This window comes from Mesorhizobium ciceri WSM4083, assembly GCF_000519305.1.
Taxonomy (GTDB): domain Bacteria; phylum Pseudomonadota; class Alphaproteobacteria; order Rhizobiales; family Rhizobiaceae; genus Mesorhizobium; species Mesorhizobium ciceri_B.
The window spans coordinates 824,417-849,298 of sequence record NZ_JAFG01000003.1 but is presented as its reverse complement, the minus strand read 5'-3'; the positions used below and the strand labels follow the sequence as shown (position 1 = coordinate 849,298).

General features: G+C 62.2%; 26 protein-coding genes and 1 pseudogene. 14 read left to right on the top strand and 13 right to left on the bottom strand.

Annotated features, from left to right (window positions below):
- The first annotated feature begins 6 nt into the window (after positions 1-6).
- The 8 genes from MESCI2_RS0104305 (at position 7) to MESCI2_RS0104265 (ending at position 7,900) form a co-directional block, all read left to right on the top strand.
- On the top strand, positions 7-783 hold the full coding sequence (locus MESCI2_RS0104305) for an SDR family NAD(P)-dependent oxidoreductase (RefSeq protein ID WP_027035480.1): 777 nt from the start codon (positions 7-9) through the stop codon (positions 781-783).
- A 25-nt stretch (positions 784-808) separates the two neighbouring features.
- Entirely contained in the window at positions 809-1,468 is a 660-nt protein-coding gene (locus MESCI2_RS01000000134235; RefSeq protein WP_032900310.1) for an L-fuculose-phosphate aldolase, read from the top strand.
- A 63-nt stretch (positions 1,469-1,531) separates the two neighbouring features.
- Positions 1,532-2,533 (top strand): sugar ABC transporter substrate-binding protein, encoded by a 1,002-nt coding sequence (locus MESCI2_RS0104290; RefSeq protein ID WP_027035479.1) that lies wholly within the window; start codon positions 1,532-1,534, stop codon positions 2,531-2,533.
- 102 nt (positions 2,534-2,635) lie between these two features.
- Entirely contained in the window at positions 2,636-4,129 is a 1,494-nt protein-coding gene (locus tag MESCI2_RS0104285; RefSeq protein WP_081738587.1) for a sugar ABC transporter ATP-binding protein, read from the top strand.
- The gene (locus MESCI2_RS0104280) at positions 4,126-5,157 is read left to right on the top strand and encodes an ABC transporter permease (RefSeq protein ID WP_027035477.1); all 1,032 of its coding nucleotides are present in this window, start codon (positions 4,126-4,128) and stop codon (positions 5,155-5,157) included. The genes MESCI2_RS0104285 and MESCI2_RS0104280 overlap by 4 nt, the downstream gene beginning before the upstream one ends.
- Positions 5,154-6,134 (top strand): ABC transporter permease, encoded by a 981-nt coding sequence (locus tag MESCI2_RS0104275; protein WP_027035476.1) that lies wholly within the window; start codon positions 5,154-5,156, stop codon positions 6,132-6,134. The genes MESCI2_RS0104280 and MESCI2_RS0104275 overlap by 4 nt, the downstream gene beginning before the upstream one ends.
- A 36-nt stretch (positions 6,135-6,170) precedes the next feature.
- Entirely contained in the window at positions 6,171-7,136 is a 966-nt protein-coding gene (locus MESCI2_RS0104270; protein ID WP_027035475.1) for a carbohydrate kinase family protein, read from the top strand.
- On the top strand, positions 7,133-7,900 hold the full coding sequence (locus tag MESCI2_RS0104265) for an SDR family NAD(P)-dependent oxidoreductase (protein WP_027035474.1): 768 nt from the start codon (positions 7,133-7,135) through the stop codon (positions 7,898-7,900). The genes MESCI2_RS0104270 and MESCI2_RS0104265 overlap by 4 nt, the downstream gene beginning before the upstream one ends.
- Positions 7,901-8,223: 323 nt before the next feature.
- Here MESCI2_RS0104265 and adh read toward each other — a convergent pair whose 3' ends face one another.
- The 9 genes and pseudogenes from adh to MESCI2_RS0104215 form a co-directional block, all read right to left on the bottom strand.
- Positions 8,224-9,741 (bottom strand): aldehyde dehydrogenase, encoded by a 1,518-nt coding sequence (adh, locus tag MESCI2_RS0104260; RefSeq protein WP_027035473.1) that lies wholly within the window; start codon positions 9,739-9,741, stop codon positions 8,224-8,226.
- Between the two features lie 141 nt (positions 9,742-9,882).
- Complete coding sequence (locus MESCI2_RS0104255; RefSeq protein ID WP_027035472.1) at positions 9,883-10,851, bottom strand: helix-turn-helix domain-containing protein; 969 nt, start codon at positions 10,849-10,851, stop codon at positions 9,883-9,885.
- A 157-nt stretch (positions 10,852-11,008) separates the two neighbouring features.
- Positions 11,009-11,654, bottom strand: a pseudogene (locus MESCI2_RS01000000134230) (helix-turn-helix domain-containing protein).
- A 388-nt stretch (positions 11,655-12,042) separates the two neighbouring features.
- Positions 12,043-13,296: an MgtC/SapB family protein gene (locus MESCI2_RS0104245; RefSeq protein WP_027035471.1), complete on the bottom strand. Its 1,254-nt coding sequence runs from the start codon at positions 13,294-13,296 to the stop codon at positions 12,043-12,045.
- Between the two features lie 12 nt (positions 13,297-13,308).
- The gene (gene trxC, locus MESCI2_RS0104240; protein ID WP_027035470.1) at positions 13,309-13,758 is read right to left on the bottom strand and encodes a thioredoxin TrxC; all 450 of its coding nucleotides are present in this window, start codon (positions 13,756-13,758) and stop codon (positions 13,309-13,311) included.
- Positions 13,759-13,902: 144 nt separating this feature from the next.
- On the bottom strand, positions 13,903-14,349 hold the full coding sequence (locus MESCI2_RS0104235) for a pyridoxamine 5'-phosphate oxidase family protein (RefSeq protein ID WP_027035469.1): 447 nt from the start codon (positions 14,347-14,349) through the stop codon (positions 13,903-13,905).
- Positions 14,350-14,365: 16 nt separating this feature from the next.
- A complete protein-coding gene (locus MESCI2_RS1000000138410; RefSeq protein ID WP_197031506.1) occupies positions 14,366-14,596 on the bottom strand; it encodes a hypothetical protein in 231 nt (76 codons plus the stop codon).
- 146 nt (positions 14,597-14,742) lie between these two features.
- The gene (gene fixJ / locus MESCI2_RS0104220; RefSeq protein ID WP_027035467.1) at positions 14,743-15,357 is read right to left on the bottom strand and encodes a response regulator FixJ; all 615 of its coding nucleotides are present in this window, start codon (positions 15,355-15,357) and stop codon (positions 14,743-14,745) included.
- Positions 15,344-16,900, bottom strand: coding sequence for a PAS domain S-box protein (locus MESCI2_RS0104215; protein ID WP_027035466.1), 1,557 nt, complete (start codon positions 16,898-16,900; stop codon positions 15,344-15,346). The genes fixJ and MESCI2_RS0104215 overlap by 14 nt, the downstream gene beginning before the upstream one ends.
- 188 nt (positions 16,901-17,088) lie before the next feature.
- On the opposite strand from MESCI2_RS0104215, the gene MESCI2_RS0104210 reads away from it, so the two are divergent.
- The 3 genes from MESCI2_RS0104210 to MESCI2_RS0104200 all read left to right on the top strand — a co-directional run bounded on the left by MESCI2_RS0104210 (position 17,089) and on the right by MESCI2_RS0104200 (position 18,973).
- Complete coding sequence (locus tag MESCI2_RS0104210) at positions 17,089-17,901, top strand: universal stress protein (RefSeq protein ID WP_027035465.1); 813 nt, start codon at positions 17,089-17,091, stop codon at positions 17,899-17,901.
- 77 nt (positions 17,902-17,978) lie between these two features.
- On the top strand, positions 17,979-18,314 hold the full coding sequence (locus MESCI2_RS0104205; RefSeq protein WP_245270207.1) for a DUF6455 family protein: 336 nt from the start codon (positions 17,979-17,981) through the stop codon (positions 18,312-18,314).
- Between the two features lie 110 nt (positions 18,315-18,424).
- Positions 18,425-18,973 carry a hypothetical protein gene (locus MESCI2_RS0104200; protein ID WP_027035463.1) on the top strand — a complete coding sequence of 183 codons (549 nt, stop codon included), beginning with the start codon at positions 18,425-18,427 and terminating at the stop codon, positions 18,971-18,973.
- 152 nt (positions 18,974-19,125) lie between these two features.
- Here MESCI2_RS0104200 and MESCI2_RS0104195 read toward each other — a convergent pair whose 3' ends face one another.
- Complete coding sequence (locus MESCI2_RS0104195; RefSeq protein ID WP_027035462.1) at positions 19,126-19,824, bottom strand: CBS domain-containing protein; 699 nt, start codon at positions 19,822-19,824, stop codon at positions 19,126-19,128.
- Between the two features lie 147 nt (positions 19,825-19,971).
- Here MESCI2_RS0104195 and MESCI2_RS0104190 point away from each other — a divergent pair, with 147 nt between their 5' ends.
- Positions 19,972-20,187: a DUF1858 domain-containing protein gene (locus MESCI2_RS0104190; protein ID WP_027035461.1), complete on the top strand. Its 216-nt coding sequence runs from the start codon at positions 19,972-19,974 to the stop codon at positions 20,185-20,187.
- A 2-nt stretch (positions 20,188-20,189) separates the two neighbouring features.
- Here the strand turns inward: MESCI2_RS0104190 and MESCI2_RS0104185 are convergent, their stop codons facing one another.
- Positions 20,190-20,891: a Crp/Fnr family transcriptional regulator gene (locus MESCI2_RS0104185; RefSeq protein WP_027035460.1), complete on the bottom strand. Its 702-nt coding sequence runs from the start codon at positions 20,889-20,891 to the stop codon at positions 20,190-20,192.
- Positions 20,892-21,042: 151 nt separating this feature from the next.
- On the opposite strand from MESCI2_RS0104185, the gene MESCI2_RS0104180 reads away from it, so the two are divergent.
- Both MESCI2_RS0104180 and MESCI2_RS0104175 read left to right on the top strand, forming a co-directional pair.
- Positions 21,043-21,480 (top strand): pseudoazurin, encoded by a 438-nt coding sequence (locus MESCI2_RS0104180; protein WP_027035459.1) that lies wholly within the window; start codon positions 21,043-21,045, stop codon positions 21,478-21,480.
- Positions 21,481-21,583: 103 nt separating this feature from the next.
- Positions 21,584-22,759, top strand: a complete 1,176-nt coding sequence (locus MESCI2_RS0104175; protein ID WP_027035458.1) for an NnrS family protein — start codon at positions 21,584-21,586, stop codon at positions 22,757-22,759.
- Positions 22,760-22,817: 58 nt separating this feature from the next.
- Here the strand turns inward: MESCI2_RS0104175 and MESCI2_RS0104170 are convergent, their stop codons facing one another.
- Complete coding sequence (locus MESCI2_RS0104170; RefSeq protein ID WP_346557997.1) at positions 22,818-23,651, bottom strand: SUMF1/EgtB/PvdO family nonheme iron enzyme; 834 nt, start codon at positions 23,649-23,651, stop codon at positions 22,818-22,820.
- 88 nt (positions 23,652-23,739) lie between these two features.
- Positions 23,740-24,846 carry a copper-containing nitrite reductase gene (gene nirK / locus MESCI2_RS0104165; protein ID WP_027035456.1) on the bottom strand — a complete coding sequence of 369 codons (1,107 nt, stop codon included), beginning with the start codon at positions 24,844-24,846 and terminating at the stop codon, positions 23,740-23,742.
- Positions 24,847-24,882: the final 36 nt, after the last annotated feature.

Below are 24,882 nucleotides of genomic sequence, written 5' to 3'. Positions count from 1 at the left end.
ATTTGCATGGACTACCGGTCGCAATTCGACCTGACGGGCGAGGTTGCCGTCGTCACCGGCGGCGCCAGCGGCATCGGTCTGGAGGCCGCCAAGGCGCTCGGCACCTGCGGCGCGCGCATCGTCCTGCTCGACATGAATATGCAAGGCTTGGATGCAGCCGCCGGCGCGCTTGAGGAGGCTGGTGTCGCAAGCGTCGATGGCCGTGCGCTCGACGTCACCGATCCACGTGCCGTCGAGGCGATGGCGGCCAAGATCGTCAGCGACCTCGGCCAGGTCGACATACTGGTCAACAGCGCTGGCATCGCCCGCCTCAACACCGCGCTCGACACATCAGACGAGGAATGGCGCCAGGTGATGGATGTCAACGTCAACGGCGTCTACTGGGCCTCGCGCGCTTTCGGCCGGTCCATGGTCGCCCGCAAGAAGGGCTCGATCGTCAATCTCGGCTCGATGTCGGGCCTGGTCATCAACCGTCCGCAGACGGCGCCCTCCTACATGGTGAGCAAGGGCGCCGTGCACATGATGACCAAGGCGCTTGCCGTCGAGTGGGCGAAATCGGGCGTACGCGTCAACGCGCTGGCGCCGGGCTATGTCGGCACCGAGATGACGCTGAAAATGCGCGAGCAGCCCGAACTCTTCAACACCTGGATCGATATGACGCCGATGGGCCGGCTCGGCGAACCGCACGAGATCGCCTCGGCGATCCTGTTTCTCGCTTCGCCCGCGTCGAGCTACGTCACCGGCGCGATCCTGTCGATCGATGGCGGCTACACGGCCTGGTGAGGCCGAGCAAGGACTGGAATATCGCATGACCGTTTCGGACCTAGAGGCACGCCAGGCAATCATCGACGCCTGCCTGGAGATGAACGCGCTGGGCATCAACCAGGGCACGTCAGGCAATGTCAGCCGGCGCCACGGCGAAGGCATGCTGATCTCGCCGACCAGCACGCCTTACGAGACGCTGGTGCCGGAGGACATCGTCTTCATGGCCTGGAATGGCGAGGTCGACGGGCGCCTGCCGCCGTCGAGCGAATGGCGCTTCCATCTCGACATCATGAAGGCGCGGCCCGAGGTCAACGCGGTCGTTCACGCGCATCCGACCTACAGCACGACCATCGCCATCATGGGCCGGAAGATACCTGCGATCCACTACATGGTCGCGGTCGCCGGCGGCAGCGACATTCGCTGTGCGCCCTACGCCACCTTCGGCACGGCGGAGCTCTCGGCGCATGCGGTGGAGGCGCTGCGCGACCGCAAGGCCTGCCTGCTTGCACAGCACGGCATGATTTCGGTCGGCTCCAGCCTCAGCCAGGCGATGTGGCTGGCGGTCGAGGTGGAAACGCTGGCGCGCCAGTATCACGGCGCCCTTCAGATCGGCGAGCCGCCGATCCTGTCCGAGGAAGAGATCGAAAACGTCATCAGCCGCATGGCCAGCTACGGCCTGCGCGACAAGGAGGCTGCTGCCTGAGCGGCGGTCATCTGACAGAATCCTCCGGGAAGGTCCGGAGCGATCAACAAGGGAGGAAATGAAATGACCGGATCAATGAAAGGCCTCGTCAAAGCGCTCGCTTTGGGGTTGGCGGCGGCTTGCAGCCTGGCTGCCATCTCGAGCGTGAGTGCCGAGGAACTGTCGCTGAAGGGCAAGCGCATCGGCGTTTCCGCCATCGGCACGGACCATTACTGGGACCTGATGGCGTTTCGCGGCATCCAGGACCGCGTGAAGGAGCTCGGCGGCGAAGTCATCGCGCTCGATGCCGGCCGCAAGGACCAGCAGCAAATCGCGCAGCTGCAGACGCTGATCGCGCAGAAGCCCGACGCCATCATCGAGCAGCTCGGCAACCTCGAAGTGCTGAACCCGTGGCTGCAGAAGATCCGCGACGCCGGCATCCCGCTGTTCACCGTCGACACCGCGACGCCGCACGCGATCAACAACACCACGTCCAACAACTACAATATCGGCGCCGAGATCGCTCTGCAGATGGTCGCCGACATGGGCGGCAAGGGCAATGTGCTGGTCTTCAACGGCTTCTACAGCGTGCCGGTCTGCAAGATCCGCTACGACCAGCTGAAATATGTGCTGACCTCATTCCCCGATGTGAAGATCGTCGAGCCGGAACTGCGCGACGTCATCCCGAACACCGTGCAGAGCGCCTATTCCAACGTCACCGACATGCTGACCAAGTCGCCCGAGAAGGGCTCGATCGGCGCGGTCTGGGCCTGCTGGGACGTGCCGCAGATCGGCGCCACGCAGGCGGTCGAAGCCGCCGGCCGCAACGAGGTCAAGACCTACGGCATCGACGGCAGCCCGGAAGTCATCAAGATGGTGATGGATCCGAAGTCGTCCGCCGGTGCCGTGGCAGCGCAGCAGCCCTATGAAATCGGCAAGACATCGGTCGACAATGCCGCCAGATATCTTGCCGGCCAGAAGGTCGCGCCCTTCACCTTCGTGCCCGCGGTGCTGATCAACAAGGAAAATGCCGCCGAAAAGGGAAAACCGTTCCTCGACGCGGCCGAGAAGGCTGGCGTTAAATAGGCTGAGCGAAACGGCGGGCGGGCATCCAGCGAAATGGCTGCCCGCCACCATCAACCAGGATTGACGGCCATGCAGACAGCAAAGCGTGAAATTGCTGTATCGATGAGCAATATATCGAAGCGGTTCGGTCCGGTGCGTGCGCTGGAGAACGCGAACCTCGAGATCGTGCGCGGTTCGATCCTCGGCCTTGTCGGTCAGAACGGCGCCGGCAAGTCGACGATCATCAAGGTGCTGGCCGGTATCATTAAACCGGACAGCGGCACTATTGTCATCAATGGCGAGACCGTTACCGCGCTTTCGCCGGCATCGGTCGAAAAGCTCGGCGTGCATTTCATCCACCAGGACAGGCTGCTGGTGCCGACAGCGACGGTGGGCGAGGCGGTGTTCCTCGGCCATGAAATCGGGTTCGGGCCCTTCGTCAGCCGCCGCGCCATGGAGCGAAGGGCCGCCGATCTGTTGCAGCGGTTCTTCGGCTTGGAATTGCCGGTGGGAACCCTGGTCAAGGACCTGACCACGGCACAGCAGAAAGTGGTGCAGATCACCCGGGCGCTGGCGCAGAAAGCTTCGGTGCTGGTGCTCGACGAGCCGACGGCAGCGCTGGTCAAGCGCGAGGTCGACAGCCTGTTCGACGTGCTGCGCCGGCTGCGTGACGACGGCATCGCCGTGGTCTTCATTTCCCACTACATGCAGGAGATCGAGAAGCTCTGCGACCGCGTCACTGTGATGCGCAACGGCACCGATGTCGGCACGGTCGACCCGCGCGAGACATCGGTCGAGGAGATCATCTCGATGATGATCGCCCGCGATGTCGGCGAGATGTTTCCCAAGCGTTCGGTCACGTTGGGCGCACCGGTGCTCGAAGTCGCCAATCTGCGCCTCGGCGGCGGCTTCGAAAACATCGGCTTCAACGTTCGCGCCGGCGAGATCGTCGGCCTCACCGGCCTGCTCGGATCCGGGGCCAAGGAGATCGTGCAGTGCCTGTTCGGCCTCAAGACGGCCGATGGCGGCTTGATCAAGGTCGAGGGCAGGGAGCTGTCGCTGTCGACGCCGGTCAAGGCCGTGCGTGACGGCATCGCCATGCTGCCCGAAGACCGCCGCGCGCATGGCGTGGCGCTTGGCCTGTCAGTACGCGAGAATATTTCGCTGGCCAGCCTGCGCCGCTACTCGAAGAGCGGCCTGGTCAGCCGCGGCAGCGAGAACCAGGCGGTCGATGGGCTGATCAAGGAGCTGTCGATCAAGACGCCGCATCGCGACGCGCTGGTGCGCGAACTCTCCGGCGGCAACCAGCAAAAGGTCGCGATCGCCAAATGGCTGAGCTGCCAGTCGCGCGTCTATGTGCTGGACGAGCCGACGGTGGCCGTCGATGTCGGCGCCAAGGTCGAGATCTACAATCTGTTGAACCGGCTGGCGGGCGAGGGCGCGGCGATCCTGCTTCTATCGTCCGACCTGCTCGAACTGGTCGGCGTCTGCGACAGGGTGCTGGTCGTTTATCGCGGCCGGCTTGCAGGTACCTTCTCCGGCCCGTCGATGAACAGCGACGCGCTGCTCGCGGCCTCTTCCGGCGCCCGCCCGGACGCTGATGGGGTGGCGGCATGAGCGCGACAACTCTCCACACCGAGGCCGGCGCGTCCGACGAGACCCGCGCCACTGGCAAAAGTGCCGGCCGGCGCTTCGCCACTCTCGTCGTGAGGCTCGGCGCGATCGCAGCCTTCGCCGCGATCATGGCCTATTTCGTCGTCTTCGCGCCGGGCTTCACCTCGACCTTCAACCTGATCAACGTCGTCGAGCAGTCGGCGATTCTGGGCGTGCTCGCCTATGGCATGACGTCTGTCATCATCGGCGGCGGCTCCGATGTCACCGAAGGCGGTATCGACCTGTCGATCGCCGCCAATATGGGGCTGTGTGCGGCTGTCTACGCGACGCTGCTGTCGATGGGCTGTGGCGACTTCCTCTCCGTGCTCGCGGCCATCGCCGTCGGCATGGCGGTCGGTGCGCTGAACGCCCTTGCGGTGGTCGGCCTCGGCATCCTGCCGCTGCTGGCGACGCTTGCCGTGCTCAACGTTGCGGCCGGCATGGAACTCACGCTCACCCAGAACACGGTTGTCGGCGCATCCTCCCCGCTGCTCGCCTTCCTGGTCTCAGGGAGCTTCCTTGGCATCTCGGCGCTCGCCTGGGCGTTGATCGTGTTCTCCGCGATCATCATCGCCATCATCCATGGCACGGCGTTCGGGCTGCGGCTCTACGCGGTCGGTGGGCACCCCGAGGCTGCCCGAGCGGCCGGTCTCAGCGTGCCGTTCTACGTGTCCTTCACCTATGTGCTGAGCGGTTTCTGCGCGGCGGTGGCGAGCGTTCTCACCGTTTCGCGGCTCTCGGCCAGCACGCCTGGCTCCGGCGAGCTGCTTCTGTCGGTGCTGGCCGCTGCCTTGCTCGGCACGGTCTTTTCCCGTCGCTTCGTGCCGACCATGGGCGGCACGCTGCTCAGCGTGCTGTTCATCGGCCTGCTCGCCAACGGCTTCCAACTGCTCAACGTTTCAAGCTACTGGGTCAACGGCGTGCAGGGCGCGCTGATCCTGCTGGTGGTGGCCATCACATCCTTTGCCCGCGGTTCGGAGGGTTCACGATGAGCGTCTCGGCCAACAGCCCCAAGCCTAGCCTGCGCGCTTTCCTCGCCAAATACAGCGTGCTCATCGCCTTTGCGGCGATCGTCATCTTCTTCGCGCTGACGAGTCCGACCTTCCTGACGCCGGCCAATCTCTTCAACGTGCTGGTCAACAACGTCGTCATGCTGGCGATCGTGGCGCTCGGCCTCACCATCGTCATCTCGTCCGGCGGCATAGATCTTTCCGTCGGCGTGTCCGTCGACATGGCCAGCATGGTCTTCGTCATGCTGCTCGCCGCCGGCTATAGCGGCGTGGTCGGCGTCGGTGGCGGGCTGGGTGCAGCGCTCGTCGTCGGTATCCTCAACGCGATCCTCATCACCAGGCTCAACATCAGTCCGTTCCTGGCGACGCTTGGCGTGCTGTTCATCGGCCAGAGCACGCAGCAGCTCGCCACCAGCGGCGGCCAGCCGATCTACCTCACCAGCGGCTATGCCAGCGACCAGTTCAACGCCATTGCCCGCACCGCTTTGTTCGGCGTGCCGACACCGGTGATCGTGTTGATTGTCCTGTCCATCGCGGTCCACGTGCTGCTGCACCGCTCCGTCTTCGGCCGCTATGTGCAGGCGATGGGCGCGCAGCCGGGCGTCGCTTGGTATTCCGGCATCCGCGTGCCGCGCGAATTGTCGATGGTGCATGTGCTGTGCGCGCTGCTTGCCGGCGTCACCGGCATCCTGCTGTCGGCGACGGTGAAGTCCTACGTGCCGCTGTCCGGCAATGCCTTCCTGCTCGATGCGATCGGCGCCACCTTCATCGGCACGACGCTCAGCCGCGAGCGCAAGCCCTCGGTGGTCGGCACGCTGCTCGGCGTGCTGTTGCTTGCCATCGTCAAGAACGGGCTGCTGCTCGTCGGCTGGAATTTTTACTGGCAGCAGGTCGGCATCGGCCTGCTGGTCTTCCTGGTACTGGCCGTGAGCTTCGGCCTGCGCCGCGCCACCCATTGAGTCGACCACCCATTGAGTTCGAAAGGTCAGCCAACCATGCCACAATTCGACGTCAGCTCGATCGGTTTCTACGTCCTAGACATTCTGGGACGGCCGGTCTCGCGCATCCCCGAGGGCGGCCGCGCCGACTATATCGAGGAGATCCGCATGACGGTCGCCGGCACGGCCGGCGCGACCGGCATGGACTGCGCCATTCTCGGGCTGAAGACGCGGGCCGTGACCACGCTTGGGACTGACGATATGGGCGACTGGTTCCTCGCCAAGCTCGGAAAATATGGCCTGGAGTGCGGTCTGGTGCGCCGCGACGGCAGCGTCCAGACCTCCTCCACCATCCTGCCGGTGCGGCCAAACGGCGAGCGTCCGGCATTGCATGTGCCGGGAACAGCCACTTTGTTCGAGGTCGCCGATGCCGATCTCGACGCCGCGCTCGATGCGACCGTCGTTCATGTCGGCGGCACCGGCCTGTTGAAGCGTTTTGATGGCGAGCCGACGGTCAAGCTGTTGAAGCGCGCCAAGGAGCTTGGCCGCATCACCACTTTCGATCTCATCCAGGCAACGCCGGAGACGTGGAAGCTGGTCGAGCCGTGCCTGCCCTATATCGACTATTTCGTGCCGAGCATCGACGAGGCCGGCGAGATGGCGCATGACCGCGATCCGGCCCGCGTCGCCGCCTTTTTCAAGGCCAGGGGCGTGAAGAACTGCATCCTCACGCTTGGCGCCGACGGCGTCCATGTCTCGCCGCGGCATGGCGAGGATTTCCATCTGCCGGCCTTCGACGTCGAGGTCTTCGACACCACGGGCTGCGGCGATTCCTTCACCGCCGGTATCATTGTCGGCATCGTCAAAGGCTGGGATCTCAAGCAGTCGGCGCGCTTTGCCACAGCCGTTGCCGCCAAGGTGGCGATGGGGCTTGGCTCCGACGGCAAACTCGTTTCATTCGACGACACGATCGCGGCGATGAATTCGCTCCCGGTCAGGACATCAAAGGTGCAAGCAGCATGACCATTCTTCCTGAGGCCAAGGGCAAGACGGCTCTCGTCACCGGCGCCAGCCGGGGCATCGGCAGGGCGCTGGCCAAGGGGCTCGCTGACGCGGGCTTCGACGTCGCCGTCACCGACCTGCCGTCGCAGGCGGCGGAGCTTGCCGTCACCAAGGCCGAGATCGAGGCGGCCGGCCGCAAGGCCTATGTCTACACGATGGATGTCAGCAAGAAGCGCGAGATCGAGGCGACGGCGCAGGCGCTGCTTTCCGCGGCGGGCAGCATCGACGTGCTGGTCAACAATGCCGGCATCCTGAAGCCCAGCCTGCTCCAGGATCTCGACGAGGCCAATTGGGACGCGCATTTCGATGTCAACGCCAAGGGCGTGCTGATGATGTGCCAGGCCGTGCTGCCGCACATGCGCGCCAGGAGATCGGGCAGGGTGATCAACATCGCCTCGATCGCCGGCCGCCAGGGCGTGCCGACGCAGGGTCATTACGCGGCGACTAAATCGGTGGTGATCACGCTGACCCGCGTGCTGGCGCAGGAAGTCGGCATGGATGGCGTCACCGTCAACGCCATCTGCCCCGGCATCATCCTGACCAAGATGGGCAAGAACAATCTCGGCAGCGAGGCGGCGATCCGCCATTGGGAAGATGTCGCGGCGCTGAAGCGTCTCGGCGCGCCGGAGGATGTCGTCGGGCCGGTGCTGTTCTTCGCTTCGGACCTGTCGGCGTTCGTCACCGGACAATCGCTCAACGTCGACGGCGGTATCTACTACCACTGACGATCCGCCGCGTGGCTTGCGCAATCGCCATGGCTTGAAGATGCTGATGGAATGCTGGAGGCATCCGTCCGCTTCCAGTCCCCGCCACTCCATCGGTATCCAGCTGCCTGCGGGCTGGTTACCCACGGTCTCATGCGTTATTTGCCAATGGGTTACGAAGCGGTTCGCCCAAGTTGACTCAAGAATCTCTTCCATCTCCGTTCTTGCGATGGGGCGGCCGAAAGGCCTCCAAGACCTGCGACCGTCCGGCACAACGCTAAGAAGATCGTCATAGCAGCGAAATCGAACCTGACCTCGCTGCTGTGACGGCGCCGCCGGAGCGATCAGAAGAAGCCGAGTTTCTTCGGGCTGTAGCTGACCAGCATGTTCTTGGTCTGCTGATAATGGTCGAGCATCATCTTATGGGTCTCGCGGCCAATGCCGGACTGCTTGTAACCGCCGAACGCGGCGTGCGCTGGATAGGCGTGGTAGCAGTTGGTCCAGACGCGACCCGCCTGGATGGCGCGACCGAAGCGGTAGCAGCGACTTGCATCGCGGCTCCAGATACCGGCGCCGAGGCCGTAGAGGGTGTCGTTGGCGATCGACAGCGCCTCTTCGTCATCCTTGAAGGTGGTGACCGAGACCACTGGTCCAAAGATTTCCTCCTGGAAAACGCGCATCTTGTTGTGACCTTTGAACACGGTCGGCTGGACGTAATAGCCGCCGGCAAGGTCGCCTGGCAGTTCGGCGCGCTGGCCGCCGGTCAGCACCTCGGCGCCTTCCTGGCGGCCGATGTCGAAGTAGCTCAAGATCTTTTCGAGCTGCTCCGAGGACGCCTGCGCGCCGAGCATGGTCGCCGGATCGAGCGGATCGCCCTGCACGATCGCCTGCACGCGCTTCAGCGCCGTCTCCATGAAGCGGTCGTAGATCGACTCGTGGATCAGAGCACGGCTCGGGCAGGTGCAGACTTCACCCTGGTTGAACGCGAACATGACGAAGCCCTCGATCGCCTTGTCGAAAAAGTCGTCGTCTTCCGCGAGCACATCCTGGAAGAAGATGTTGGGTGACTTGCCGCCGAGTTCGAGCGTTACCGGGATGAGGTTCTGGCCGGCATATTGCATGATCAGCCGGCCGGTGCTCGTCTCACCGGTGAAGGCAATCTTGGCGATGCGCAGCGAGGAGGCCAGCGGCTTGCCGGCTTCAAGGCCGAAGCCGTTGACGATGTTCAGGACCCCTGGCGGCAGAAGATCGCCGACCAGATCGGCCCAGAGCAGGATCGAGGCCGGCGTCTGCTCGGCAGGCTTCAGCACGACGCAGTTGCCGGCGGCAATCGCGGGCGCCAGCTTCCAGCACGCCATCAGCAGCGGGAAGTTCCAGGGAATGATCTGGCCAACCACGCCAAGAGGCTCGTGAAAGTGGTAGGCAACGGTGTCGTCGTCGATCTGGGAGAGGCTGCCCTCCTGGCTGCGCAGTGCGCCAGCGAAATAGCGGAAATGATCAACGGCCAGCGGCACGTCGGCGGCGGTCGTTTCGCGGATCGGCTTGCCATTGTCCCAAGTCTCGGCGAGGGCGAGGAGGTCCAGATTGTCCTCCATGCGATCGGCGATGCGGTTGAGGATCAGCGCACGCTCGGCTACGCTGGTACGGCCCCAGGCGTCCTTGGCGGCATGCGCGGCATCGAGCGCGGCTTCGATATCGGCCGCGTCGGAACGAGCGACTTCGCACAACAGCTGGCCGTTCACCGGCGAATGATTGTCAAAGTACCGGCCGGCGCGAGGCTCGGCCCATTTGCCGCCGATGAAGTTGCCATAGCGCTTGGCAAAGGGGACCTTGACCGCGCGCGAAAATTCTACCTTGTTCATGTCTTCCTCCCGAAAGCGACGCCGCGGGATGCGGACGTTCCGGTTGAAAGCGTTGCAGGATGGATACCGCAATGTCAGCCCCGTCCGGGCGCCGGACCAGGCCGACCTGTCGCAAAACTGCGACAGGTCGGGGTGCGAACATCAATGTGGGCGGCGGATACCGAACCGGGCGAGCTTGCGATGCAGCGTGGCGCGAGAGATGCCGAGGTTCTGCGCGGCAGCGGAAACGTTGCCTTCTGACCGGGCAAGTGCGCGCTGGACGGCGGAACGCTCGGCTTCCGTCAAGTCTTCCGATGCCGCCGGCGCGCCGCCCAGGAGGTCGGCGGCGGGCAATGGCTTGGCCAGGCAATCCTGCGTGATGCCAAGCGCCAGCCGCGCGGCACGGGTCGCCCCGACCACAAGGTCGTCGGCATCGACCGCCACCAGCGCGCCTGTACTCCTATCGGCGACGGGTGCCAGCAGGATGCGCGCTTTCGGAAACGCCATACGAAAATTGTCGGCTTCGATACGTCGGGCGGCCTCATTGACAGCCATGGCGATGAGATTGACGAAGCCATCCGTCAGGTCGGCCCGGCAGGACGACACGTCGAGCGCGGCGACAAGGTTGCCCAAATGATCGTAGACTGGTGCCGTGGTGCAACTGAGCAGCGTGTTGCGGGTGAAGAAATGCTGATCACGGTGGATGGTGAGTGCGCGCTGCTCAACCAGGCACGTTCCGATGCCGTTGGTGCCCTCGCTGTGTTCGCTCCAGACCGAGCCGGTCCACAGGCCCCAGGAATGAAAGGTCTCGTCGTCGACCGGCGCGCCACGGCGATCTACGGGGACACCATCGCGATCAGCCAGCAACACGCAGCAGCCGACACCGCCGACGGCAAGATAGAGCCTGTCGAGACTGGACTGGGCGGCAGCGAGCAGAGGCTCGACCTTCTGCCGGGCGACGCTCAATTCGATGTCCGTCAACCGCCGGGGTGATTTCTGGCCTGCAGGATCAAGCCTGTGCAACGAGGCCGAGCGCCGCCACGAAGCGACCAGCGCCGATTTTGCAGCGGCATCCGATGCGATCGATGCGTGAACACGGTCCGCATGCAATGTGGCCATATGCCGGTCCATGCCTTCCTCCCGAAGCCTGAACGCCGATAGACTTGCCCGCTGTTTCCTCAGTCTTCCAGCGGCAAGAATAGATGTCCTCCGCGCTGCTATCTTGCTCTTGGTGCCCCGCTGTCAATTGGTCTGAAGTGCTAGAACCATCCAGGAGTCGGAGCGCAGCTCATTCGCTCATCGCATGAAGCGCATCATGCCTGACGATTTCGATGCTGCGCAGGCTGAGCAGGCGGATGACGCCCTTGTCCTTCAGCCGGGTGAATATCCGCGATACCGTCTCGATGGTGAGGCCGAGATAATCGCCGATGTCCATGCGCGACATCGAAAGTTCGACCTGCCGCAATCCGCCCTGGCGCTCCGCCAGATCGACCAGGAACGCGGCGACGCGTTCGATGGCGCTCTGGCGACCGAGGACCAGCAGGTGTTCCTGCGCTCTGGTCAACCCCTTGAGCGCCAGGGGCAGCAACTGATGGGACATATCCGCTCCAGCTGTGAGGCGGAACGCGGACACCGGTGGAATTGATCGCTTCAGCAAAGAAATGGTGCGCCGTGTCGGCTTCGAAGCCGAATGTCTCTCCGGCGAGGTGAAAGGCACTGATCTGCCGGCGGCCGTCAGCAAGCAGGCGGTAGACGCGGACGGCGCCGAACTCCACTTGGTAGAAGGCTCGGGCCTTCTCGCCCTGGGCGTAGATTTCCGCGCCTGCGGGATAGAAGCTGAGGGGTTGCAGCAGTGCGGGCTCTAAAGTCTCCGGCAGGTTGGGCTGGGCAGACCGTGACGGCAGCGAAATTCTGGAGGCGGTGTAGGCGTGCATGGCTGTTTTCCCGGTTGATCCCTGACACAGCAATCGCGCGAATCCGCGGGTCGCGAAATTCGGTTATGTCCCTACGGGAAACTACCTAGATGCCCGCCCCAGGTGGCACTGGAGCGTTGATCGCGAAGGTGCACGCCCGGTTACGCCCATGCTTTCCACTTGTCTGCGTCGATTCGGCGGTCGCCGGTGGAGCGGGCGCGTCATAGCCCTCTTTGCGGTTACCTTCCGGGTGGTCTATCTCGCGAGCAAGCACAGCCGGACATTGCGGAATTTCGGGGTAATATCCTTCAGATCTGCCATGGCGAACTCCTTTGATGGAGTGTCATAAAGCGCCGGCAGGACTTGGCCTTGGATTGGCATCGAAGAAGGCACGAGGGTCTGGCTTGTCTCAGAGGCTCGGCAGCAGCAGCATCGCGCAAGCACCGGCGGTCGCGGCGATCAGGGTTGCGCCGGCCAGCGGCAACCAGAACCTGACCGGGCCGGCAAATACTGCCAGCGACAGGCGGCCGACCGCGTTTGCTGCCAGCGCCGCGAGCACCGCCTGGCCCACTGTCTCGACAGGGACCGAATGCTTGACCAGGCGCAAAGCACTGAGCACCGAGACATCGACATCGAATGCGCCTGCGAGCGCCGAGCTCGCGAGCAAGCCGCGTTCGCCGAATTGAGCAGCCAACGCGGCGCTCGCGGTCGCGACAATCGCAAAGAGCACGGCGAAGAGCAGCAATGGACCTAGTTCGAATGGATTGCGCGCGATCGCCCCGCCCTCGCGGTCTCCGCTATCCCGGGCCATGAGCAATGCTCCGAAAACAGCAAAGGAGAGTGCTGCGGCGATTGCCGGAATGCCGACCGAAACGGACACGCTCGGCTCGATGATCAGAACCACGGCGCAGACGCGTAGCAACGAAACCATCGCCGCCAGCGAAGCTGCGCCTGCAAGCGGCGATGGATTGCTTGCCGGCGCGGCGTTGCGGGCGAGCGCCACGGTTACGGCGGTTGAAGAGACGATGGCGCCGGTGAGCGAGCTGACGAGCAGCCCACGCGTGGTCCCAAGTACGCGAATGGCGACATAGCCAGCGAACGATATCGACGCCATCAGCACCGTGAGGAACCAGACCTCCCACGGGTTGAAGCCACCCCACGGGTCCAGCGTCCGGTTTGGCAGCAGGGGCAAAACGATCGCGGTCATCACCGCCAGGATCAGCGCCGAACGAAGCTCGATCCAGGTCAGGCTCTTCAAGAGGCCGTGCAGGATTTCGCGACTGGCAAGGACCGCGGCCAATGCCGCTCCTCCGGCAGAAGCGGCCCGGAAGTCACCAGCGACCGCAAGCGCGCCGAGTGCGAACACGCCAAGGGCCGCTATGACTCCCGTAACGCTGAAATCCTTGTCATGGGCAGCCTCACGCGCCTTGTACCAGGCAAAGATTGCGGCGAAGGCGACGAATCCACCTACCAGCACGGAAACCGCGCCGAGCGCCTCGGCCAGTGCCGCGAGAATACCACCGAGCAGGCCGGATATGCCGAAAGTTCGAATTCCGGCCGTCCGGCTGCGATCTGGCGCATCGCGCTCCCGCCAGCCGCGCTCCAATCCGACGAGCAGGCCTATTGCCAGTGCAAGTCCGAGCCGTGCGATCAGCGAATCCATGGTTTGCTACTTTCAGGCGGTGGCCATCGGCAGGTGGTCGCGAACCCATCTGACGATCTGCCCCGCTGTCATGGCGCCGGATGTGCGCGCGACCTCACGTCCGCCATGGAAGAGGATCATGGTCGGGATGCTGCGGATACCGAGCCTGGCTGAAACGGCCTGCTCATTGTCGGAATTGAGCTTGATCAGGCGAACATCCGGCTCCAGTTCGTTCGCTGCCGCCTCATATGCCGGCGCCATCATCTTGCACGGGCCGCACCATGGTGCCCAGATGTCGACGAGAACGGGGATGCTGCTACGCGTGATCTGGTGATCGAAAACCCGACCGTTGACGCCTTCAGGGTGACCTGAGAACAGCCGTTTCCCGCACTTTCCGCATTTCGCGCCTCCGGCATTGCGCCCCGGCGGCAGTCGGTTAATCCCGCCGCACGTGCTGCAAACCACCAGGTTTTCCTGCGCCATGGCCATTGATAACATCTTATCTGCGCGGGGATCTCCCTTGCCAAGTGCCTCGCACCTCCAAATCTTGGCGCGACAGGCAACACGGTTAGGACAGCTCAGCCTGCTGGAGGTCCGTGCTTTGCGAAACCGAGCGAATGGAAGAGTTCACTCGCTTGCCTTCCGACCTGACACTTGCGCGATCAGGATCCGGAAGAACACGTGCGGCGTGCTTTCCGCAACTGGAGGCACCACCGGCTTGAGGGCACCCGGCTCCCACCAATCAGAATGCTTGCTCAACACCGACCATGCATGGTCGCGCTCGAGCTTGTGGCCGATCCGGTCCGGCAGTTCCTCAAACCGCCCGTCGACAACCACACTTCTCCATCCCCGTCCTTCACCGTGTTCGTCGACCTGGACGGACACCAGCGGATTGGCGCGCATCCAGTCGATCTTCTTGCCGGGCATGGAAAACGCGTAGAGATGATTGTCGGCGTGCGCATAGTGCACCGGCACCACGTAGGGCTGCCCATCCATCGCGCATGCCAGATGACCGACACGGTTGGCGGTCAGCAATTTCGTGCATTCCAGGGCGGATAATGTGCGGATCAGCATGTGTGATCTCCTGAGTTTATTGATCGTTCCACAGACTATTGGCCCAGCCGCCGGGGCTGTCATTGATCGCGATCAAGGCAGGCTTGCCGCTCGCCCGCAGCGGCATAAGCGGCAATTTCGGAAAATGATTTAAATCAAGGCGCTGCTTGCCGCTTACCCCGATCATGGGGAGATGTGGAAGCCAATCCTGAGCGCTCCGTTTGGTCGCGAACTCGAACTCGCCGTTTTCGACGAGGACGGCGAACATGCGCTCGTATTTCCCTGCATAAAGGAGCCGCAGGGTTGGAAGAGCGCCGCGACCGGCGTTCGCGTCGATATCCGCCCGACCCATTGGCGCTACTGGAAGTCGAAGACAGTGCCGACAGACGACGGCAAGTCTCTCGAGGAGGCCTGCTAGGGTCTGGATTCCACGATCAACGCCATGCGCACAAGATGTGACAGGCTGCCCGCGCCCATCTTGCTCATAACGTTGGCACGATGGATCTCGACCGTGCGCGGGCTGATTCCAAGGTCATAGGCGATCGTCTTGTTCGGCAGACCCGACACGAGCCCGTCAAGCACCTGCCGCTCGCGCTCCGACAAGGTTGCCAGGCGCCCGCGGATTTCTGCAGACCGCGGATGCGCAGCATTGACCTGGTTGCGATTGGCAAGCGCCGAGCGGATCGCTTCGATCAGCATCTCGTCGTCGAATGGCTTTTCGATGAAATCGGAAGCGCCTTCCTTCATGGCCTGAACGGCGAGCGCCACATCGGCATGGCCCGTCATGACGATGACCGGAATTGTATGACCGCCCGCTCTGAGCTGGCGGAGGAACTCTATGCCATCTATGCCCGGCATGCGGACGTCGGTGACTATGCAGCCGTCGAGACTGCTCGTCGCCGTCAACAGAAAAGCTGTGGCCGATTCGTGCAGGCGTACAGCGAAGTCTGCTGTGGCCAGAAGAAAACCGAGCGACTTGCGAACGTCGACGTCGTCGTCAACCACGTGCACCAGATCACTGTCGGCCATTTGTGACCTCATCTTTCCCGACGATGCGCAAGGTGAACCGGAACGCGGTTCCACCGGCCGGCACCGCCTCGGCCCATATGTGACCGCCATGCGATTCAACAATGGTGCGGCAAATGGAAAGGCCGACACCCATGCCTTGCTTCTTGGTGGTCACAAATGGCTGGAAAAGTTGCGCCGAGACCTCCGGCGCGAGACCTGGGCCTGTATCGATCACGCTTACCTCGGCCATGCCATCGTCCCGGGCAACAGTGGTGACTTTTAGTTCACGGCGCGGCATGTCCTGCATGGCTTCCACCGCGTTGCGAAGCAGATTGAGCAGAACCTGCTGAATCTGGATACGGTCGGTCAAGACCAGTTCGGCGGCAGGGTCAAGCTTGTAGCTGACGAGGACATTTATCTCCCTTGCACCAACCAGGGCGAGCGACGACGCTTCCTCGATCAGTGCCGGCAGTCGTTCGACCTGGCGCTCGCTTTCGCCTCTTGCAACGAAATCCCTCAGGTGACGGATGACGTCGCCTGCCCGCAAGGCCTGCTCAGCTGCCTTTTCCACGGCATCCCGAAGCATGGGCGCATTCTCGTCCCGACTCATCTCAAGCAGCCGACGACTGCCTTTGAGGTAGTTCGTGATGGCGGTGAGCGGCTGGTTGATCTCATGAGCAAGCGTCGAGGCCATCTCGCCGAGTGCGGTGAACCGCGCCATGTGCAGCAGCTCCTGCTGCTGCTCCTGGATTCTTGCTTCTGCCCGGTGGCGTTCAGTCAAGTCGCGGCAGAAGCCGGTAAAGAAACGTCCGGTCCCCGGATGCATCTCGCCAACGGAAAGCTCCATCGGGAAAGTCGTGCCATCCTTGCGTGCCCCGGTCACGGTGCGGCCGAGCCCGATGATCCGGCGCTCTCCCGTCGTGAGGTAGCGAAGCAGATAGGCGTCATGCTCGTCGCGGTAGGGCGAGGGCATCAGCATTTTCACGTTTTGACCGATGACTTCGCCTGACTGGTAGCCGAACAGCGTTTCGGCAGCGGTGCTGAAGGATTGAATCCCACCCTGTTCGTCGATGACGACCATCGCGTCCGGCACTGTTGCGAGGATCGACCGCAAATGGTCCTCACGCAGCCGAAGTGCTGCGTTTGCAAAGGAGAGTTCGCTGACATCAGTACCTTCAATGAAGATCGCCGTGATCCGGCCATCGTCAGCCTTGACTGGCTGATAGACAAAATCAAGGATGCGCTCTTCGACCGGGCCGTCGGCTATGTTGCGAAGGCCAACCTTCACCCCGTGGCCAATGTAGGGCTCGCCGGTCGTGTACACATGGTCCAGATGTTCGAAAAACTCATTCCCTTCGAGCTCGGGAAAGGCTTCCCGCACCGACTTTCCAATCACTTGCCTGTGGCCAGTCAATCGCTGGTAGGCGGCATTGGTCAGCTCGAAAATGTGACCTGGCTCGCGCAGCAGCGCTATAAAGCCTGGAGCCTGATCGAACATTTGAGACAACAGTGATTTCAGTGTCGTCCCGCCGGGTGATAAACTGAGCGCTTCGTCTTTGATCACCTGAAGTTCCTAGGTTCGAGACGGTGCTACCGGGGCTAACTATCACTTCTCGCCGAACACGCAAAACGGATCGAGCCGAGGTTTTCGAACGCAAATGCAGTTGTCGGGCCTTTGATGCGCATCAAGGCATTGGACGCTGTCGAATGCAATTCATCACGCATTCCATCGTTCAGCGAAAGGCGCCCGCAATGTCTTACAAGTCAATCATCGTCAACCTCGCAATCGATGCGCCTCCCGCACCTATTGTAAAGGTGGGGATCGAGCTCGCGGAACGGTTTGGCGCCCGTCTCATCGGTCTGGCGGCTGCAGATGTCCCGCCACTGGTCGCGACCGGCGACGGTATGGTCTACGAAGGCGAGATCATGCAGATCCAGCGCACGGAAATCGAAAAGCGGCTTGCCGAACTGCAAACCGAATTCGAGAGGCTGGTTCCTGCTTCGATCTTCAGCGAATGGGGGCAAGCCGTTTGCAGCCCGACCCGCTTCCTGAGCATTTCGGCTCGATCTTCCGATCTTATTGTCACCGGCAGCGAGAAAGGGGGAAATGTCTTCCGTGCAGTGGACGTCGGGAGCCTGGTACTTGGGATTGGCCGGCCAGTCCTGGTTGCCGCGAGCAATGTCGAGCATGTCATGGCAAAAACCGTTCTTGTTGCCTGGAAGGACACCAGGGAAGCGCGGCGCGCGATCGTAGATGCGTTGCCCCTTCTGGCCTCGGCCAACGAAGTCGTCGTTGCCACAATGGATGCCGACCGCGACAAGAGCATCCGCGACAGCCTTGCCGATGTCGCGGTTTTTCTCGAACATCACGGCATCATGGCAGGAACCGAACTGATCGCCGGCGACGCAGACGGCGACCGGTTGCTGACATTTGCGCGGTCGATCCATGCGGACCTGATCGTCTCGGGTGCCTATGGGCACAGCCGTCTGCGGGAATGGGCGTTCGGCGGGATAACCCGCTCGCTGATTGAGGAAAGCGGCATCAACCGCTTCATGTCGTATTGATCGTCGGTCGCATCGGGAATTTCAAATCCGACGCTTGCAGTTCCAGGCTGGAATGATCGCTCTTCGCGAGTCGACTGTTGATCGAGATCAACGCCACCAGCCGCCAACATGGCAATCATGGCCAGCAGGCAGGAGTGATCAACATGACCTTTCTCGATTACCTGATTTCAGTGGACGCCAGAACCGCTTTAATGGGTCGCATGATGCAGAAGCTCGGCGTCGATAGACAATTGAAAGTCGTAGCCGACCATGCCGCCGTCACCAGCCGGGCCGTGGACCGCTGCCGTTCCTGCGGGCATCAGGACGAATGCTCGGTCTGGCTCGATGAACACCAGCAAGCCGATAACCCGCCAGACTATTGCCGCAATGGCGACCTGATCGCTCGACTGCAGCATGCGGCCGGACAACAGTAGTCTTCCGAGTACTCAGCCTGGACGATATCGTGCTGTCCGTGTTTTGACGAGAGTCAACGCGAACCAAGTTTTGCAGTTGATAGGTTTACATTCCACGGGACCAGGGCAGTTTGGACAATCTATTTTTCCTAGAAGCTTTCCTGCTCTTTGTCGCACCAGGGCCAACCAACGCTCTTTTGATGGCGGGATCGGTCAAGCGAGAGAATGCACTCAAGCTTTTGGCCGCTCAGGCATGCGGATATGGGATCGCATCCGCATGTTGGTTTTCGCTGCGTCCCTTTGTGTCACCCGATGCCATCCAAATCCTTAGGCTGGTTGCAGCCGGATGGCTCGTAGTTCTTGGCCTGCGTCTGACAGCGAGCGCCCGGATCAACGCTTCCAAAAGCGGCGACGCCATTTCTGTTGCGGCGACCAGTGCTCTCAATCCGAAGGCCTTTATTTATTGCTTGGCTATCGTGCCGATGAACACCGAGCCGCGCGCGCTGGGGGTCTTCTGGATTGCGCTCCTGGTGATGACAGCTGCCACAGGATCGTTGTGGCTTTTGCTGGGTCGGCGCTTTAGCGGAGGCAAAAGGATGGCAGAAAGGGTTGTGGGCACAGCGCTTATTGCATTCGCCCTGCTGCTCCTTGGACCATTGATACCTCTGGTCGCGATCTGAGCGCGGCGAGGCCTGGGGGAGAACGGGCAGCTCACCGTGGCAATGGTGCCTCGCTGTAGATCAGTGTCATGCGCGGCGACGAGTGCCTTAGCGCAGGCGAGGTGCTTTTGCGTTGCCACTGGCGACCCTAATTCGGGGGTGGTCGGCCAGCACTAAGAAACCAGGAGGACGGACACGGGATCCGCGCAGAAGAGACCATCCTCGACCGCTTTGACGCCGGCGACGTTTTCGGCCGCAACAATGACCGCCTGGCGCTCACGTTCGTCAAAGATGGCGCCGCGAAGTTTCACCACGCCATTTTTCACCGTCACGTTGATCAAGTCCTTGCCTGCCCATTTCTTTGTTGCCAGCTCGGTCATGATGTTCTGACGAATCTGTTCGTCATCGATGGCTGCAGGGACTGCATCAGGAAGCACGCTGAGCAATGTTCGCAGAAGGTCAGAGCGGGTGATGATGCCGACGACTTTGCCTGCGTCGACGACCGGAATGCGTTTGACATGGTGACGGGTCATGAGCTCGACGACCATGGCGAGCGATGCGGCAGGGGATGCCGTGATGACATCTTGCGACATCACCTCCTCGATTCGTCGCCCATTGGCGTGGACATATTCATCGGCGACCTTTCCGGGGCTGACGAGAAACTCCAGCCAGCGTGGGCGCTTGCGCTGAGTGCCCAACTCGCCGCGGCGCAGGAAATCACCCTCGCTGATAATGCCCACCAAGGCGCCGTCGCTGCGAATGACGGGAAGCCCGCTGATCTTGCTGGAGAGCATCAATCCGGCCGCTTCGGCGATCGACGCAGACGGATCTATCGCGACGACCGGCGCGGTCATTATGGCTTTGGCTTGCATGCCAACCTCCTCAGACACTTTATCCCTTTGCTTACCGAGGTCACGCGCGCCGTGTCTTGATCTGAATCATTTCAGATTGCGAAAGCGCAACGAGAGCGGTCCGAACGCGATTTATGAAGAGGCGTCGCAAATCGCGGAGACTTCATCGTGAAGCAACCCAGTCCGATCGACCCCGACATGGTCGTTGACGAAATCATGAGGAAATGGCCGGCAACGGTGGCTGTGGTGCTGAGATACAAGATGCTGTGCGTCGGCTGCCCGATCGGCACATTCCATACAGTGGCTGAAGCGTGCCTTGAACACCACGTCGATGAAAGCCGTCTCATCGCCGACTTGGAAGCGACTGTCCGCAGCAGAGAATGAGATCAGCGCTTGTCCCGGTTCTCGGCCAGAACCACAAGGCGATGCGCATCCTTCACGGTGACCTTCTGGCGTCCGCTGACGATTATCCCATTGTCTTCCCACTTGCTGAGCAAGCGGCTGACGGTGTGCAGCGTCGTCCCCGTCATCTCGGCAATGTCCTGCCTGGAAATCGGGAAATCGATTTCGATGCCGCTGTCGGTCTTTCGGCCGGTCTGGTTTGCCAGTCGCAGCAGCGCATGCGCAACCCGCTGCTCCACCTGCTCGGTGGACATCTCCACAACCCGCGTCTGCGTCTCCTGCAGCCTGGTTCCAACCGTCCTGTATGTGGCCGCCCCAAACACGGGAAAGCGTCCCGCCAGGTCCGGCCACAGAGCATTTGGCCAGGCGAGCACCACGCAGTCCACCGCCGCAATTGCGCTGGCTGGGTAGGTCGTTCGGCCAAGTGCCGCGGCGACGCCAAAAATCTCGCCTTCGCTGATGTATCTGGCGATGACCTGTTGTCCGTCCGGTGTGGTGCGAACGACACGGATATGCCCGGCGATCAGCACGAAGAAGGAATGAGCCTCGGCTTCCTGCTCGAAGATCGCAGTCTCCTTGGCATAGCGAGACGACCGCGCATCCCGCAGGATCTCGCTCTGCTCGTCGGGCGTCAGACCCTGGAAGAGGAGGAGTCGCGAAATCAGCGATCGGTCCAGCGCAGCCAAGCGGATTCCTCACGGCCCTACGGCTCCGCATCAGTCGTGCGGAAGACCTTTCTTATCTTGAGTTTGCGCCAGCGCAAATTGTTCCCGGCCGCGTCAGGCTAAATGGCATGGAACGGCGCAATGCCGCGAAGACGAAACAAAGGACAAATTGATGAAACTCTCCATCCTCGCTGCCGCAATCTCCCTCCTCGCGCTCGCCGGCGGCGCAAGCGCCGAAGAGCATGTGGTGCAGATGCTCAACAAGGGCGAAAAAGGCGCCATGGTTTTCCAGCCCGCCTTCGTCAAGGCAGCACCCGGCGACACCGTCAAGTTCGTGCCGACCGACAAGAGCCATGACGCGGAGTCGATCAAGGGCATGCTTCCGGACGGCGCCGAAGCCTTCAAGGGAAAGCCCAACGAGGAGATCACCGTCACACTGACCCAGGAAGGTGTGTACGGCGTCAAATGCGCGCCTCACTACGGCATGGGCATGGTCGCCCTGATCGTTGTCGGAAAGCCGGTCAACCTCGACGCAGCCAAGACGGTCAAACATGCAGGCAAGGCAAAGACGGTGTTCGCCGACCTGTTCAGCCAGGTCCCGGCCAACTGACCGGCAATCGATACAGCCATGCCTGCCGCATGAAGGGCAGGCGAGGGCCGGACGGACCGAGGGCGGCGGTTCATCCGGCCCTGTTCATTTGGAGACGCAAATCATGGGAATTCCACGCCTGCGGGCCTACACCGGACCCGCATTTCTTTCCTACGGATTCAGGCCCTTCTTCTTGCTCGGGTCGTTGTATGCCGCGCTCTCCATTCTGCTTTGGCTGCCGATGTATGCCGGCGAACTCGATGCCCACAGTGCGTTCGTTGCCGTCGACTGGCACATTCACGAGATGCTGTTCGGCTATCTGCCGGCGATCGTTACCGGGTTCCTCTTGACCGCCATCCCGAACTGGACCGGCCGGCTGCCCGTGCAAGGCCTGCCGCTGCTGACGCTGGTAGTCCTGTGGCTTGCCGGCCGTGTCGCGGTCTTCTTCTCGGCGGATATCGGCTGGGAAGCGGCAGCCGTGATCGATGGCTCCTTTCTGCTTGCTGTCGCTGCCGCGGCGGCCCGCGAGATCGTCGCGGGACGCAACTGGCGCAATCTCAAGGTGCTGCTGCCGCTTGCCGTCCTGGCTGGTGCCAACGGCGCGTTCCACCTCGAGGCGCATCTTCAGGGCACATCCGACCTCAGCCGCAGGCTCGGTATGGCTGCGGCGATCATGCTCATCTCGCTGATCGGTGGGCGCATCATTCCGAGCTTCACCCGCAACTGGCTCGTCCGCGAAAATCCTGGCAGGCTGCCTGCGCCGTTCGACCGTTTTGACATCGCATCAATAGCCATCTCAGCCATCGCGCTGGGAGCATGGACGTTCGCTCCCGTCAACAGCTCCTCGGGAATGCTTATGGCCGTCGCCGCAATCTGCCAGGCGTGGCGTCTGTCGCGCTGGGCTGGCGAGCGCACATTGCGGGATCGGCTGGTGCTCATCCTCCATCTTGCATATGCCTTTGTGCCTCTCGGTCTTGCCTTCGTTTCGGCGTCGATCTTCTTTCCTGCCACGGTGCCGGCCGCTGCAGGGTTCCACGCACTCGGAACTGGTGCGGTCGGCGCCATGACGCTTGCTGTGATGACCCGCGCAACGCTCGGGCACACCGGGCGAGAGCTCAAGGCTGGAAGAAGCGCCTCGTTCATCTTCGCAGCCGTCCTGCTCGCGGGATCATTGAGAATCCTGGCCGCCTTCGTCCCCTCGGGGGCGATGATCGACATGGCGGGTGCTGCCTGGGCGGCGGCATTTAGCGGCTTCATCCTGGTCTACGGAACTGCATTGATGACGCCAAAGGCGCGGTGAGGCGGCCGGAGAGCAGGCGATCGTCAAAAACGCGAATGGAGCAGCCGCTTCTGATTTGTCAGGCAATGCCGAGGTAGCCCAGGATACGGTTCGCCCATCCCCGATGATCCCGGACCAGCCTGAATCCAAGATTGTCGGGAGGCGTGCCAACGGCACAGCCTCCGCTTTTCCCGTCACTGACGAAGTTCGACATATAGGCTCTGTGAAGCCCTTCAAGGACGTGGACGCCGCAATTGTCGACCGAACTTACCACACCGTTTCCATCCGCAGCCAATGTGGTGCGGATGTAGCAGGTCGAAGTCCACTCCCAGACGTTGCCGGAAAAGTCGGCGAGGCCCAGGGAATTGAAACCAAACGAGCCACGACCCTTGGGCAAAGGATCCGGTTTGCGATTGAGGTCCACCTCGGCCTTGTAACTGCTGAGCCAACGTCTGGCGGGGTTGTTGGCGTCGTTTTCGACACCCTCGAATTCGCCTGCGAACCGCTCCGCCGCGGCAAATGCCCATTCCTCGTCGGATGGCAGCCGCCAGTCGTCGCCGGTCGCCTTCGAATACCATTGCGCGTAGGCATTGGCATCGAGATAGCTCACTCCGGTCACGGGAGCATTGCTCGGGATCGCGCGCGTCTCCTGTGCCGGCTGACAGGCGCCAGCCGCTACACAATTCGCATAATCGGACACGCTGACCTGATAGGCCATGATTTCGATGGATTTGTTGAACTGTCGCCTGAGCCGGGGATTGGCTTGCGGGCGTCCATCGCTCAGGAACTCCCCCGGCAGGGGATAGGTGATCGAACCGGGGACCAAGGTGACCGTCATGGCGGCAGGGTGGGATTGCCGATGTCCGCTCCAGCCGATGGCGGCCAAGCCCATCGGAACCGTTGCGGCCGCCATGGCGACCGAGGCAACCTTGAGGATGAAAGGAGACATGGCTCTTGTCCATGCCCGGACAGCGACGCCGTCCGGGCAAATTGGAGTGCCGTCAGTTGGTGGCGATGGGTTTAGGCGCCTCGACCTGCGTCATCAGGTCGTCGTTCCACTCGCCCTCGACCATGAAGTGAGCGGTCGCTCCGAGTTCCACAGCCTCGATCAGATTATGATTGACGTAGGCGTAGACACCCGGCTGCAGGAACGTATAGAGCGCCGAGCCAGCCGAGCCGCCGCGGATGAACCAGGTTTCCAGGTCCTTGGCCGGCGGGTTGGCGAATTTGCCTTGTTCCCAGACATAATCGCCATGACCGCCGATCAGATGCGGCCGCGTATCGCGGTTGGCTTGTGAATGGACGATCAACACGGTCTCGCCGACCTTGGCTTTCATCGCGTTGTCGCCGGTCAGGGAACCGACCTTGCCGTTGAACACGACATGCGTCGGGATCAGTCCGCGCATGACCTTGACGATGTCGTCGTACCCGTCACCGGCCGATTCGTAGTTCTTGAAATTGCCCTTCTCGTCGCGCGGAACATAGAAGTCGTTCTCGCCGATGTAGAAGATCTTGTCGTACTTTACCGGTTCGCCCTTGTCGTTCCTGAGCCCATCGCGCGGCAAGACCATGATTGCGCCGCTCATGCCGGAGACGACATGCCAAGGGATCATCGCGCCACCGGGCGCGCAGTGATAGACAAACGTCCCCGAGCGGGTCGCCTTGAAGCGTAAGGTCACCTGTTCGCCGGGATTGATCAGCGTGAGCTCGCCGCCGCCCAGAGCGCCGGTCGCGGCGTGGAAGTCGATGTTGTGAGCGAGTGAGTTGGTGTCGGGATTGATGAGCGTCAGCTCGAGATAATCGTCCTGATGCACGACCATCAGCGGGCCGGGGATCGAACCATTGTAGGTCATCGCATTGAGCGTCGTGCCGTCGGAGTCGATGACGACAGGCTTCTCCTCGATCGTCATGGTGAACTCGACGATTTTCGGTCCGCCCTTCGCGACTTGATCGTGCGGATGCACGAAGGGCGGTGCCACGAGCTTGATCTTTTCCCGGGGGAGCGCGCTGATGTCTGCTTGAGGGGCCGTTGCGGAAAATGCCGGCATCGCCGCCACGGCGGCAGCGCCGATGGCTACTCCGAAGAGGGCTTCGCGTCGCGTGAACATGTCAGTCTCCTGTCTATCAACCGTTGCGGATGAATA